The following is a 13802-nucleotide window of genomic DNA, read 5'->3' as shown; positions in this document are numbered from 1 at the left end:
GCTGCACAAATGACTAAGACTTTATTTCTTATGCTAATCGCCTTTGTGAGTGGTTCGGTGTGCGCGACGAGTACATGTTCCGACATCCACGGCCGGCAGAGTTATCCGCCCTTGAGAATCGAGAGCGGGACAATCTGCTTTATTCAAGAGCCGGTACATGACCCTAAGACCGGGCTTCCAATCGAGGCCAATGCAATTTCTTTGTATTACATCTCCGACGGGGATTCACCTCTGAAGGCAGAAGGACGAGGTCTTCTCTATGACGATACTCCCGGCGAGATTGTTGACGCATTTTCATCGGGGACTGAGCGCAGTCACGGAGAAAGAATTTTCGTGACTCATTTCATGAAGGTACGAAAATCTCTCGCAGAGCCAAATTCGTCCGGTAAACTTTACTCTGTTTCTGTCTTCTGTCGGACCGGGAACACTTTGCGCCGTGATGAGCGCAGTTCCGAATGGTTTGGGGCTGATTACAGTTGGCTATCAGACAGGGGAAGGATGATTTACAAATTCCCATACCAATCACGAGCGGATGTACGTCAGGCGATCAACTCCCCCTTCGCCTTGCTCATGAATACAGATGAATCTATTCCCGTCAGGTTGAAAGAGAAGAGTTACTTGTTTGACGGCCCTAATATAAAAAATAAGACAAAAAAATTTCTGATCGCGGGAGATCGAGCGAACGTCGATAAGGCTACGGCAGGATGGTGCGAAGTGAACTACTCCGGTGGAGCAAAGCCCTTACAAATGTGGTTAAGGTGCGATGCGCTCGATACTGACACGAAGGCAAAAAATGAAATTGTCGGCCGGTGCGACAGCCACGAAAAAGGACGCCGCTTTCTTAAGTGAGTCGATCTTATTACATTGCTTAATTCTTTTGCGTCTCTCAAGTTCAACTCATAAACTGAAAAGTAGAATTTATATAAAAGTTTATCGTGTAATGAAGAAATTGGTGTGCGAAGGCGACAGCACGAGCCACGGCGGAAAAGTTCTTTCTGGCTCGGACCGTATCAAGGTGAAAGGACGAAGGGTCGCAAAAATCGCGGTTCTCGTGTCCTGCCCGATTCATGGGGATAACGAAATTGTTGAAGGAAGCGACCACATGAAGGACGCGGGCACTCCCTTGTCAAGGGACGGCGATGCGACGCAGTGCGGTAGCGTTCTGATCGCCTCCACAGGCGGCGCTACCGTCCGCTAAGAACGATGCCCGTTGATTTTTTGCGCGTCCCGCCGAGGGTGGACGTACCGCACGTTTCCCGGCCTTCGATTCCTGTTTGGGCGTTGCTCCTATGTCTTATGATCACAGGTTGTGTGGCGCAGGCCGTGTTCGTCTGGCCAGCCGGCAATGCTGATAGCGTAGTGTTCTGGTTCTGTGCAATCGGGTTTCCTATCCTTGCATGGAGCTTCTTGCTGTGTTGTCGACTTGCCTATCTCTATGGATGCCTAAGCGCTGCGCTGGCCACAAATAAAATCAGTGATGCGATAGAAGCGCAGTGTCACGAATCGTCAAGTCAGCCACTTGCCGTGCTGGGGAATGTCTGGAAATTCAGTTCCGACGAAGAGGAGAATTCGCTCGATGCCCTCGTCGACGGAATGACGAAGTTACGGCCTGTTGCCAGTCAGGCTGTGCCGAACACCGACGTCATTGCCAGATGGCTGGACGTCCCGGGGCGCCAATTTTACTCGGGCAACGCGCGAACTGAACACGCTCGCCAATCGGAGCTTTGCGAATGGTTACTCAACGAGATGGTCGATGACATAAAGTCTAAGCTGCTTAGAATTCCTAATCAGGTGTCTCTTTGTGTAGATGTTTGCGTCAACTCGGTCGTCGATTCTGCGACCGTTCAGGAAGGCCTGCTCGCTAGACTGCGGAATGTGCTGCACACAACCCGCATCGAAGTTAAATCGTCAAAAACGGAACTCTCATTGTTTCACGCGGATTCGTGGTTTGATAACAATTGCTCCGACAGCGTTCACTTACTAGTGGCAGTTCAATTGCGCAATGCGGCGAGCGAAATTCTTGCAAACGGCGTCAGCGAAGGCGCAAGTATGCTGCTTGTTTCAAGTCCTGCGATTGCTAGCCGTATTGGCGTGTCGTCTCCGTTGTGTCTACACCGACCGGCCAGAGGGCCGTCGGAAACAACGGCTGATGTGCTCAAGCTTGCGATTCGTTGGGGAGGGGGAACGTTCGACAACATCGGGACAAGCTGGCGAACGGGCCTCAGCAAAGAAGTCGCGCGGATCATCCGCTCGTCTTGCCGCTTTTGGCACGGAATGGAGACGGTAGACCTGGACGCAGCCGTAGGGAGGGCTGGGGCGGCAGGTGTCTGGCTAGCGACCGCGCTGGCAGCTGCGAACGCCGCTCTGACGAATGAGCCACAGCTCGTAATCACGCAGGAAGGCAATGACCTACTTGCACTGGTATGCGAGAAACAGACATGAACAAAAACAAGTCACGTCCCGCTGCGCATTTTATTGGCTTTGCTCTCACAATTCTCTTTGCCATGTGCGCCGTTGCCGTGTGGTTAGTCGCGCGTGAGCAGAAGTGGAGTCTCGACAGACTGGTCATTGTCGAGCTATTGCTCTTCATAGGCCTGTTGATATTACTGATCTTTACGAAATACTTCGAGGCTCTATTGCTCTGGATTGCTTCGTTGCGGGCGACGCAATGGTTAATGCAATATGATAAGCGAAAGCAACCCGAGATGTCAGAAGGCACGACCGGAACATCACAGTCACTTGCGAATGCGCTGACGGGCCGGCACGGTCGACGCTGGCGTTACCGTCAGCGCTGGGTACTTGTCGCAGGCGACGAACCACTCGTCAAGCGTCTGGTCCCGACCCTTGTAGATACCGGCTACGCAATCGCCGGCAACACCGTCCTGCTTTACGCAAAGCAAACCCGTAACACACTCGACACGAACTGGCTGGACCAGATCCGTCGGCTACGTGGGCGACGTCCGGTCGATGCAATCGTGGCCGTGACGCGCGACCGTGCCTCGGTAGCGTCTCCGTTCGACGCCGACGGACTCGCGCAGTGCCTTGCTCGCCACGCGCGCGCGCTGGGGTGGGCGGCACCTGCATATCTTCTCAACGTGACAGATTTTGGTGCCGAGTTAGAGGGCCCGGACGAAGCGATTGGCTTGACATGGTCGAATCCGCGCATCAATGCTGACGATGTTGATACATCACTGAAAGATCTTAGCCGCGTCTTGGCGGAGTCAGGCGTCGTGCGCATCGCGCGCGACAAGCACGACCGCTATCAGGCCGAACTCTCGCAACATATCGAAAGACTCGGCACCGCCCTGTCGGGACTTGTCCCGCAAACAGCCAACTCGCGCTCCTGGCGCCAGTCTGTTCACGGTCTTCTGTTCGCGCCGTTGTTTAAGGAGCATGAGCTTGCCTCCCCATCATTAGTGGAGAACGCTGACGGCAACGCAGACGACCCGGCAGAGGCAAATCCCCCCGGCCAGCGCCAACGAGCGATCTGGCAAACCATCGCCGACCACAGCCGCCAGCTCCACGGCCGCCGCATTGGTTTCTCGCTGTCGACGACAGCCGCATGGATAACCACGGTCCTGCTCGCCAGCTGGATCGCCGGCACGATGCTGTCAGGCTTCGTCAACCGCGCAACGATCCGCCACGCGGCCGACACCGTCGCGCAGCTGTCCACCGTCGAGGATCGCACACAGGCCCTGCAAGCCCTCCATGGCCTCGACCGGCAGATCGACACGCTGGAAATCCATCAGCACGAGGGCGCGCCATGGACGGCGCGCTTCGGCCTGAACCGTGACGGCGCCCTGCTCGAGGCGCTGTGGCCGGGCTACGCCAGTGCGGCGAGCCGCATCCTCGTTGCCCCAATCCGCCAGAAGCTCGAAGAACACCTGCGCCAGCTCGCGTCCCTGTCGGACGCCGAGATCGCCAGTGGCGGCAACGCACAGGTGCAGGCCGCCTACGACACGCTGAAGGCGTACCTGATGCTCGCCAGGCCCGAGCGCGCGGTCGCCGCCTTCCTGACGCCACAACTGGTCGCGACGGCCGCGCCCGGGCGTCCCGCGAACTCGCCCCTGTCGTCCGGCACCTGGGACGACCTGCGCGAGCACACGATCGCATTCCTCGCAGACCACCTCGGTCGCGCCAGCATGCCCGCGATGTCGCCGGATGCTGGCCTAGTCGCCTCGACGCGCCAGACGGTCATCGGCGTGCGCGGCATCCAGAACTCAACGGACGCGGTCTACCAGCAGATCCTCGACGAGGCGAAGGCGAAGTATCCGTCCGTGTCGCTGGCCACGCTGCTCGGCGACACGAGCAGCCGCGGCCTCTTCAACACGACGGCGACCGTGCCGGGCGTGTTCACGCGTGCCGCGTGGGACGAGCGCCTCGCGAAGGCGATCGACGACGCGAGCGAGCAGCACGACGTTGCGGGCGACTGGGTGCTGTCCGACGTGAAGGCGACACAGGCCGCACCGTCAACCCTGAAGGTCGAACTTCGCCAGCGCTACTTCGACGATTACGCGCGCGCGTGGGCGCTGTTTCTCAACAGCCTTCGCTGGCAGCCGGCGCCGACGCTGTCCGCCACGGCCGACCAGCTGACGCTGCTGGGCGACCCGCAGCGCTCGCCGCTCGTCGCGCTGATGAACGCGGTTGTGTACCAGGCAGGCGCGGGCGCGAACACGCAGTCGCTCGCCGGGAACCTGATCAGCAAGGCGCAGCAGCTCGTCGGAGGCGGGGAGAAGGATCCGTCGAAGCGGCCGCCACCACAGCCTGCGCCGCTGGCTGCAGCGTTTGGGCCGATCCTGCGCCTCGCAGGTCGAGACCTCACGGGCAGCGATCTGGCGTCCGGTGCGCCGGCGAACAGCAAGGCTTTGGCTCAGCTCGCCTTGAGCGGGGAGCTGAGCCTCGCGCGATACCTGGAGCGGGTTACGGCGATGCGCCTGAAGGCATCGCAGATCGTCTCCGGCGCCGATCCGGATGCGATGGCACGCCTCGCTGCGCAGTCGGTGCTGCAGGGCAGGACGTCCGACCTGGCCGAGAGCCGCGACTACGCGAGCCGCGTGGCCGCGAGCCTGGGCGAGCAGTGGTCGGGCTTCGGCGAACTGTTCCAGGCCCCGTTCGACCAGGCCTGGCAGGTCGTCGTGCAGCCGGCGGCATCGAGTCTGAACGAGATCTGGCGCAGCGCGATCGTGGCGGACTGGAACAGGACGTTCGGCGGGCGCTATCCGTTTGCCGATTCCGGCAACGATGCGTCGCTGCCTGAGATGGCGCGCTTCATGCGGCCGGACAACGGCGTGATCGCGCAGTTCGTCACAACGCAGCTCGCGGGGGTGGTCGAGCGGCAAGGCGACCGGTGGGTGGTGGCCCAGGGGGGCAATCATGGCGCGCTGTCGATCGATCCGGGCTTCCTCAGCAGCCTGAACAGGCTGACGCAGATCTCGACCGTGCTGTTTCCCTCGGGCGACGCGCATGTGCGCTTCGAGCTGCAGGCGGTGCCGTTCTCGGGGGTCACGGGGATGAAGTTGGTGCTGTCCGGACGTGAGCTGCATTACTTCAACCAGAAGCAGGAATGGATGCCGTTCGAATGGCCCGGCCAGTCGCTGGAGAACCTGTCGCACATCGAATGGCAGACGGAGCAGGGTGGGCTGCGCACGGCGCTTGATGCACAGGGACGGTTCGGGCTGATCCGGCTGCTGGAGCGCGCCAGGGTAACGCAGCAGGACAGCGCGCGCTTTCTGCTCACGTGGAGCCCGGAGACGAGCGAAGGCATTGCGCTGAAGGTGCAACTGCGCAGCGAGGCCGGTGCAGGTCCGCTGGACGTGTTGCAGCTGCGTCATTTCATGTTGCCGACGCGGGTCTTCGTCACCGGTGCGGCGAATGGGGCGGTGAATGGCGTGCCAAAGCGCCTGGCCGCGGCTTTGCCAGCGCAGCCACCGCCGCTGCCGCCTGCTGCGATGGCCGCAGCGAGGCACGCCGGGACGCCGTTGCCATACGGCGCGTTGCCGGAGGTGGAATGATGCTGGCAGGACTGTTTGAGAAGCTCTTTCCGGCACGGGACGACGGTGAGGAGCTGGCCCGCTCGCGCCTCGACGCGTGGAGTGCCTGGCTTCAGCCGCTCGCGGGCGACGCCGGTGTGGGCCGCGATCCTCGATATGAAGACACGTTTTTCCAGCTCCGGGAAGAAACGCAAAAACTCTCCGGAATCGACGATGGACTCATCATCCGCTCGTGCGAGCAACTGCTCATGGAGACCGGCAAGGACTTGCGTCTGGCCGGCTACTATGCACTCGCACGGCTGCGGCAGGATGGCCCCGCAGGTTTCGCGGATGGCCTCGAGTTGGCGGCAGCGCTCGTCGACCGGTTCGGCGAAGCCGCGCTGCCCGCACGCGTCGAAGCGAAAAAGGCGGCACTCGAGATGCTGGCCACCACCCGCATGATCGAGTTGCTGGAAACCCGCGGCGACTTCGCGTCAGCAGATCTCGAACGCGCGCTGGCCGCTCTCGACGTGCTCGTCGCACACACCGGAAGCTGGCCCGAGGCCGCGCGGCCCAACCTCCAACCACTCGTCTCACGATTCGAACGGAACGATGAAGCCACGGCAGGCGCGCACCACCATGCCGTACTGCCTACCTCATCGTCGTCGTCATCGCGGGCACCGGCTTCTGGCTCGATCACTTCGACGCGAGATCTGCTGGACCAGGCGCGCGCCATGGCGACGTGGCTGCGGGATCAGGAAAACGGCTACCTGCCATCCGTGCGACTCGTGCGCAGCGTGCGCTGGGACACGCTGCATGAAGTGCCGCCCGCCGACGCGACAGGCCGCACGCGTCTGGCGCCGCCGCGCATGGAGTTGCGGCAGCAGCTCAAGCGGCTCGTGTTGCAGAAGCAGTGGCACGAACTGCTCGAACGCATCGAAGGCGCTTTTATGGAGGGAGTCAATCACCTGTGGCTCGATCTGCAGTACTTCCAGCACGTTGCCCTGGATAACGTCGGCGCACCGTACAGCACGTGGCGCGACATGCTAGGCGCGGACTTCGCGCTGTTCCTCGAACGGCTGCCTGGCATTGAACGGCTCGCGTTCAACGACGGCACTCCGTTCGCTGACGACGTGACGCTCGAATGGATCGCGCGGCACGCTGTCGTGCGCGATCTGGAAGCGGGCGAATTGCTGGCGTCGCTTCCGGTGTCCGCCGATAGCGAGGACGGCGCAGCCGGCGACTGGCCGGAGATCGAGCTGCAAGCGCGGGAACTGGCTGGACGAGATGGCATCGAGGCCGCTTTCGCGTGGCTGGAAGCGCTGCCAGGGATGAAGACCGACCGTCATCGCTACCTGCAGCGGCTCGTGATGGCGCGCGTGGCCGATCACGCGGGCCGCGCTGACACGGCACTGGCCCTGCTCGCCGAGCTCGATGCCGGCACGCGTTCGTTACCGCTCGCGCGCTGGGAGCCGGCACTTGTCTTCGAGATCAAGCAGCAACTGGTCAGAGCGCTCAAGACGATGGGCAACCGCAAGGATGCCGACAAGCCAGGCCTTGCGCGTCGCATCGGCGAATTGCAGGCGGAACTCACCGTGCTCGATCCGGCGCGCTCGCTGACCCTTTGGTAACAGAAACCCCATGAAAAACGACGATCCAATTCTGCGCTACTACGAAATGGAAATGCGCTATCTGCGCGAGGCGGGCAAGGAATTCGCGAAAGCGTATCCTGACCGCGCGCGCATGCTCAACCTCGATCGCGTGGGTGACCGCGACCCGTACGTCGAGCGGCTCTATGAAGGTTTTGCATTTCTCACCGCGCGGCTCCAGCAGAAACTTGACGACGAACTGCCTGAACTGACTGAAGGGCTCGTGAGCCTGTTGTGGCCGCACTACCTGCGGATGGTCCCGTCGCTGTCGGTGGTCGAGCTGATTCCGCTTGCGGAAAAGCTCCAGCGAACCGATGTCGTGCCGGCGGGCGTCCCGGTGCGCTCCGCGCCGATAGCGGTGCCGCTCGTGCCAGGCTCTGAGGGTACGACGCCGAAGACGGTGCAGTGCCTGTACCGGACCACGCAGCCGGTCACGCTGCAACCGGTCGCCATCACGCACGCCGGCCCGACCGTGCGCCACGACGGCCGTTCTGTGATCCGGCTCGGGTTTGCGCTGGACGCGTCGGCGCGTCGCCAGGAAACGGATTTGTCGCGGTTGCGCCTGTACCTGAATGCGGACCTACCGACCGCGTTCGCGATGCATCTCGCGCTCACGCGCCAGGTCGATTCAATCGCGTGGCGTATCGAGGAAGCGAACCATGGTCAGGCCGCCGGCGAAGCATTGCCGCTTACCGGTGTCACGCTCGAGCCAGCCGGGTTCTCGACCGAAGAGCGCCTATGGTCGAAATCCGATGCGGCGTTCTCGGGCTATCAGTTGCTCCTCGAGTACTTTACTTTTCGCGAGAAGTTCCTTTTTGTCGACCTCTGCGGGATCGACATCACGACACTGCCGGAGAAGGCAACCCGCTTCGAGCTCGAGATCCTGCTCAAGCATAGGTATCCGTCGGACCAGCGTTTTACCGCGGAGAACGTGCGGCTCTTCTGCGCGCCGGTCATCAACCTCTTCGAACTCGACGCGGAGCCGATCGAAATCGATCACCACGAGACGGAATACCGGGTGGTGCCGGCCGGCCATCAAGGCGAGCACGTCGAAACATACTCGGTCGATGCGATCGAGGCGTTCGATCACGAAACCGCGCAACGGTACGAATACGCACCGTTCACAACGTTCCGGCACCGCGGCGGCATGCTGCGTCACGAAGCGCCGGAGCGCTACTTTCATGCCCGCGTACGCCCCGGCGTCTCCGGGCTGCACGAGACGTGGGTCATTCTCGGCGGTCATGCGTGGGAATCCATGGCTACGCTGCCTGAGGAAAGCCTCTCGCTGCGCGTAACGGGTACGAACGGCATGCTGCCGCGCAAGGGTCTTCGCGAAGCGAGCATCGCCGAGCTTGCGGCGAGCACGCCGAACGTCGTGGGTGTGAGGAATCTCGTTGCCCCGACGCTTCCGCTCTATCCGCCGACCGGCGACCGCTTTCAGTGGCGGGTGCTGTCGCATCTCGCACCGAATTTCCTCTCGATGATGAACGCGGAAGTACTGCGCGGCGCGCTCGCGCTCTACGACTGGACTCATGACGAACTGAACCGCCGGCGTCTCGCCGGCATTCTGTGGGTTTCACAGGAACTGCTCGAAGAGGTCTCGGGCGGCGCTGTCGAACGCGGTGTGCTCATCGAAGTGACCCTTGATTCCCATGCATTCGCCGGTGAGGGCGATGTCATGCTCTTCGGTGAGCTGCTGCATCGCTTCTTCGAGCAGTATGCCGAGATCAACCTGTTTACGAAGCTGTCGATCGTGAGCCTGCCGTTGCAAACGCGCACGGACTGGCCGCGCAGCAAGGCACAGAGGGCGCCGCTATGAAATTGCGCGAGTTGCCCGATCTCGATCCGCCGAATCTGGATCCGCTGGTCGCATCACTGCTCGCCCGCGCCCCGAAGATGAACTTCATGCAGCTGTGTCGTCTGCTCGAGGTGCGTGTACCCGCGCGTCCGGGCTTCGGCACGTGCGATACACCTGAGCACGAACCGGTTCGCTTCAGGCCGCGTCCCCGCACGGGGTTTCCAGCCGGTGAAGTAGCGTCAGTGGAGTTCGATGACGAGACAGATATCTTCGGCCCTGCGTTCGGCTCCCGCTTGCCGCCCACTGTGCGCACCACGTTCATGGGCCTGTACGGCGTCGACGCAGCGATGCCTCCGCACATGATCGACGATATCGTGCTGCGGGAGGAAGGGCACGAGGCCGTCGAGGCTTTTCTGGATCAGTTCCATCACCGCGTGGTCACGCTGTTGTACCGCGCATGGAAAAGGTACCGCTACGCCGAGAGTTTCCGCGCGGGCGGCAGCGATGCGCATTCACGTAATCTGCTGTGCCTGGCAGGCTTTGGCTTGGGCGATAAACCTCAGCGCGCTGGATTGCCGGATTCGCGGATGCTCGCATTGCTGGGCTTGCTGATTCAGCGTACGCGAACGTCGGAAGGCCTCGCGCGCGTCGTCGCGCTCGCCGTCCCTGGCGTCGGCGTGCGCGTCGACGAATTCTTTCCCGTACTCACGCGGGCAGGGCAGCCGCGGCCGCTGACGTCCGGCGGCCGTGCTTCGGTTCCAGAAGATCGTGCGCAGCCCGGTCTTGGGGGCAGCTACGTGCTCGGCAGGCGGCTTGTCCATCGCGGCCGGGCGGTGCGGGTCATCTTGCGTCCGGCCGACGCGCAGCAGGCCCACGAGCTGCTGCCCGGGGCCACGCTTCATCGTGAGTTGCTGGCGTACGTGCAACTGTACGTGGGCGCGAAGGCGGACGTGCACCTGCGCATGGAAGTGTCGTCGCGGCTTGCACCTAAGCCAGCCATCGGTCACGCGTCAGCCGGACCGGCGCCGCGCCTCGCGTGGACCACTGTGCTGCCCGCCGATGAGGAACGCCTGATCAATATCGCGCTCGGCGTCTACGAAGCATTCCCGAAGCCAGCGCCTAATCCACACCTGGCGCCGCGCCATGCCTGACCGAGGAATATCGATGTCCATTCGTTTCGCTATCTCAACCCTTGCATCCGTTCTCCTGCTGTCGGCGTGCGGCGCGTGGCAGTCCGTTTCCGACGCGTCGTCGAGCGCGTACCACGCTGTGTTCTTCAAGCAGATCAAGGTGCTCAAAGTCGATCTTTCCGCCCGCGAAGCATTGAACCCCGATGACGCCGGCCGCCCCACGTCGGTTGCGGTGCGCGTCTATCAACTGAAGGACCGCAAGATGTTTGACGGCGCTTCGTACGAAGACCTTTTGAAAAACGACCGGATCGTGCTTGCGCAGGATCTGCAGGCGAGCATGGCGTCCGTGCTGAACCCGGGTGCGTCTGCGAGCCTTACGCAGCCGATGCAGGCTGACACCAACTACGTGGCTATCGTCGCGTTCTATCGCAATCCGGGCACGGGCGACGGCTGGAAATACGCAATCGTCAGGAAGAAGCTCGACGCCGACAAGCCGTTGAAGCTCGAGCTGGTCGACCAGCTGCTTGTTGCGTCGGGCAGCGAGTCTCGGAACAGCTCCCGGTGATGGGCCATCGGGAACGCTTAACGCTTTGTGACGACGTCGGGAACTTCGACCGCAGCTTTGCAATGAGCAATGTCGGGTACTCGTCGCGGTATCGGATGCAGGGATTTTGGCTGCGATGCGCTTGAATTTCGCCCCCATCCCACCGACGAACCCACCTCGCGCCTCAACAAAACATCAACCCGGCCGGCCACGAGATGCGACTCGCTGACTTCCGGCAGCGGCAGGTACTGAACGAAATGGCGGCCCGGATGCACGAGAAAACCGGTCACTGCGTCGCCTGGTTCACAACGCGAGACACGGACACAATCGATTCGACCTCCAACATGCCGACGCCCGCAGACACATTGCTGATATAGACGGCGGCGAACAGCGCCTCGTTGTGGCCGCGCGGTGCGAGGTACCTGTGTTCATCCGAGAACATACGAGGGGCTCTGCAAAGACATCGCGGAGTGCCAGTATAAATTGGCGCGCCGCGTGTCGATCCACGGTAGTCGGTATTTGACTAATGCTCGACGCACGGCACCGGATGAATGCGGTCGCTCGCCTGTTCAGCGCGTTGCGCCATCGACATTTCAGATCGACGCGCGCCCCAGCCACTCGCGCAGATAAAGCGAATGCGACGGCCGCGAGGTAACGGGCTCGCGAGATTTCGGTGTCCCGACGAATAGAAAGCCGAGCACGCGCTCAGAAGACTCGAAATCGAGCGCGGCCTGCACGTTCGGATCGTAGGCGTCCGCGCCCGTCGCCCAGAAGCCGCCATAGCCGAGGGCGTGAATCGCGTTGAGCATATTCATCGCGGCCGCGCCGACTGAAAGCATCTGTTCAGCTTCGGGAATGTGCGAGCTCGCTGAAGGCGCGGCGGCTATCACGATGACGAGCGGCGCCGTGTACGCAAGTTGCCGCCGATGTTCGTGCTTTGCGCGCGCCTTCGCTGGCTCGCGCCGCGCCGCGGCATCCACGAGTACCTCGCCGAAATCGGCGCGCGCGTCGTCGCGTATCAGCACAAAGCGCCACGGACGCAGCGCGCCATGATCAGGCGCGCGCATCGCGGCATCGAAGATCAGGCCCAACTCGGCATCGCTCGGGCCCGGCTCGGCCAGCGGCCAGTGAGACTGGCGCGAGAGCAGGGTGTCGAAAAAGGTGTGTTGCGCGTTTGTCAGACTGTCGGAAGCGACGGGTTGGCTGGGGCGACGCTGCGAATTGTCCATAGCGATCGGCTTAAGTTTTGAATCACCCGCATCATGGCGACAAACACACGGCAATGCAAATGATTCTTATTTGCTTGTCTGATAAAAGTTTTTGGCTTATGCTGCGTTCTTGTCTGGCGCACACGTTTGCACCGCAGAGCCGAGGTGGGGCTTCGACCACGGGTCACGCCTCTTGACGTCCGCCGTGCCCACGAATCGCTTTAAATATAAATGATTCTCATTTATATTCTGGTCAGATGCGCCGGGAATGTCAGATGAGCCGGGAATAGAAGCGGACCGCTCCTGCGGGACGCAGAAGGCAATACACAACTTCATTCAGGAGCCGCGATGAGCTGGGGTGACGAAAACAGCAATTTCGTTGTCGTTGTCAATCACGAGGAACAGTATTCGATCTGGCCTGACTACAAGGCCATTCCGGCCGGTTGGCGCGAAACAGGCAAGTCCGGCAAGAAGGACGAGTGCCTGCAATGGATCGACGAAGTGTGGACCGACATGCGTCCGTTGAGCTTGCGTCAGGCAATGGCCGGAAGCGCAGGGCCCGAAGGCGTCACGAACGCCTGAAGCATGGGCACGGAACCGATGACCTCGTCCAGGCACCAAGCGCACGTGTCGAGCACGCTCACCCTTGTCTGCCTCGCGCATGCCGGCGGCAGTGTCGCGCTGTATCGCGATTGGCCGCAGCGGCTGCCGTCGTATGTGCAGGTGCGCACGCTCGAATTGCCGGGCCACGGTATGCGCCGTTTCTCGCCGCCGCATACCGAATGGACTGCGCTCGTCGAGCAACTTGCGGACGAACTGCTCACGCTGATCGACGGTGGGGCTCCGTTCGCCTTGTTTGGGCACAGCATGGGTTCTCTCGTGGGGCTGGAGCTCATGCATGCGTTGCGCGAGCAGGGCAAGCCCGGGCCTGTCTGGTTCGGAGCGTCCGCCACCATTTCGCCGGCGCGCCGCAAACATGAAACGCACTGGCTGAGTTGTTCGCATGCCGAAATGATCGCGTGCCTGCGCGAGCGCGGCGGTACGCCCGCCGAACTGCTCGACGACGCGGATTTCGTCGACTTCATGTTGCCGCTCTTGCGTGCGGACTTTCACTTGTGCGGCATGCATCCGATGCATAGGACGGCGCGCGTCGGGTCGGCGGGTAGCCCCGTCATGCCCGATTGCCCCATCGACGTGTTCGTCGGCCGGAACGACCCTGCCACGGCGAACAGCGCAGACGTCGAGGCCTGGGCGGAAGAGACGCGCGGCGCATGTGCCGTGCATTGGTTCGACGGCGGGCATTTCTTTATCGACACGGCGCGCGAAGCGGTACTTGCAGTCGTCGCCGGATCGCTCGCGAAACGAGTCGGTCCAGTGCGAGGCATGGAAGAAGCGCAAGAAGCGAAATTTGCACAGCCGCCGCAAGGGTCGCAGCGCGCCGCGCCCATGACCGACCCGTTGCGCAGAGCCCTTCCATGAACCCCTCGCTCAAAGCGCTGTGCCG

At 61.9% G+C, this 13802-nt stretch carries 12 protein-coding genes; 10 read left to right on the top strand and 2 right to left on the bottom strand.

Annotated features, from left to right (window positions below):
- Window positions 1–9: 9 nt before the first annotated feature.
- The 8 genes from ACEN8U_RS25230 (at window position 10) to tssJ (ending at window position 11111) form a co-directional block, all read left to right on the top strand.
- Window positions 10–849, top strand: coding sequence for a hypothetical protein (locus tag ACEN8U_RS25230; RefSeq protein WP_310111596.1), 840 nt, complete (start codon window positions 10–12; stop codon window positions 847–849).
- Window positions 794–1198, top strand: a complete 405-nt coding sequence (locus tag ACEN8U_RS25225; RefSeq protein ID WP_413657766.1) for a PAAR domain-containing protein — start codon at window positions 794–796, stop codon at window positions 1196–1198. Before ACEN8U_RS25230 ends, ACEN8U_RS25225 begins: the two co-directional genes overlap by 56 nt.
- A gap of 125 nt (window positions 1199–1323) precedes the next feature.
- Window positions 1324–2442, top strand: coding sequence for a hypothetical protein (locus ACEN8U_RS25220; protein ID WP_310111602.1), 1119 nt, complete (start codon window positions 1324–1326; stop codon window positions 2440–2442).
- Window positions 2439–6011: an ImcF-related family protein gene (locus ACEN8U_RS25215; RefSeq protein ID WP_310111605.1), complete on the top strand. Its 3573-nt coding sequence runs from the start codon at window positions 2439–2441 to the stop codon at window positions 6009–6011. The genes ACEN8U_RS25220 and ACEN8U_RS25215 overlap by 4 nt, the downstream gene beginning before the upstream one ends.
- Window positions 6008–7600: a type VI secretion system protein TssA gene (tssA, locus tag ACEN8U_RS25210; RefSeq protein WP_310111608.1), complete on the top strand. Its 1593-nt coding sequence runs from the start codon at window positions 6008–6010 to the stop codon at window positions 7598–7600. The genes ACEN8U_RS25215 and tssA overlap by 4 nt, the downstream gene beginning before the upstream one ends.
- Window positions 7601–7610: 10 nt before the next feature.
- Window positions 7611–9437, top strand: a complete 1827-nt coding sequence (gene tssF / locus ACEN8U_RS25205; protein WP_310111610.1) for a type VI secretion system baseplate subunit TssF — start codon at window positions 7611–7613, stop codon at window positions 9435–9437.
- Window positions 9434–10567, top strand: coding sequence for a type VI secretion system baseplate subunit TssG (tssG, locus tag ACEN8U_RS25200; RefSeq protein WP_310111612.1), 1134 nt, complete (start codon window positions 9434–9436; stop codon window positions 10565–10567). Before tssF ends, tssG begins: the two co-directional genes overlap by 4 nt.
- A 13-nt stretch (window positions 10568–10580) precedes the next feature.
- Complete coding sequence (gene tssJ / locus ACEN8U_RS25195; protein WP_310111614.1) at window positions 10581–11111, top strand: type VI secretion system lipoprotein TssJ; 531 nt, start codon at window positions 10581–10583, stop codon at window positions 11109–11111.
- A gap of 265 nt (window positions 11112–11376) precedes the next feature.
- Here the strand turns inward: tssJ and ACEN8U_RS25190 are convergent, their stop codons facing one another.
- Both ACEN8U_RS25190 and ACEN8U_RS25185 read right to left on the bottom strand, forming a co-directional pair.
- Window positions 11377–11532, bottom strand: a complete 156-nt coding sequence (locus ACEN8U_RS25190) for a hypothetical protein (protein ID WP_413657763.1) — start codon at window positions 11530–11532, stop codon at window positions 11377–11379.
- A 151-nt stretch (window positions 11533–11683) separates the two neighbouring features.
- The gene (locus ACEN8U_RS25185; RefSeq protein ID WP_310111617.1) at window positions 11684–12319 is read right to left on the bottom strand and encodes a nitroreductase; all 636 of its coding nucleotides are present in this window, start codon (window positions 12317–12319) and stop codon (window positions 11684–11686) included.
- Between the two features lie 327 nt (window positions 12320–12646).
- Here ACEN8U_RS25185 and ACEN8U_RS25180 point away from each other — a divergent pair, with 327 nt between their 5' ends.
- Window positions 12647–12880 carry an MbtH family protein gene (locus ACEN8U_RS25180; RefSeq protein WP_310111620.1) on the top strand — a complete coding sequence of 78 codons (234 nt, stop codon included), beginning with the start codon at window positions 12647–12649 and terminating at the stop codon, window positions 12878–12880.
- 3 nt (window positions 12881–12883) lie between these two features.
- Complete coding sequence (locus tag ACEN8U_RS25175; protein ID WP_310111622.1) at window positions 12884–13777, top strand: thioesterase II family protein; 894 nt, start codon at window positions 12884–12886, stop codon at window positions 13775–13777.
- Window positions 13778–13802 lie beyond the last annotated feature (25 nt).

Source organism: Paraburkholderia phenoliruptrix (assembly GCF_047325075.1).
Lineage (GTDB): Bacteria > Pseudomonadota > Gammaproteobacteria > Burkholderiales > Burkholderiaceae > Paraburkholderia > Paraburkholderia phenoliruptrix.
This window is presented reverse-complemented; position numbering and strand designations above follow the sequence as displayed.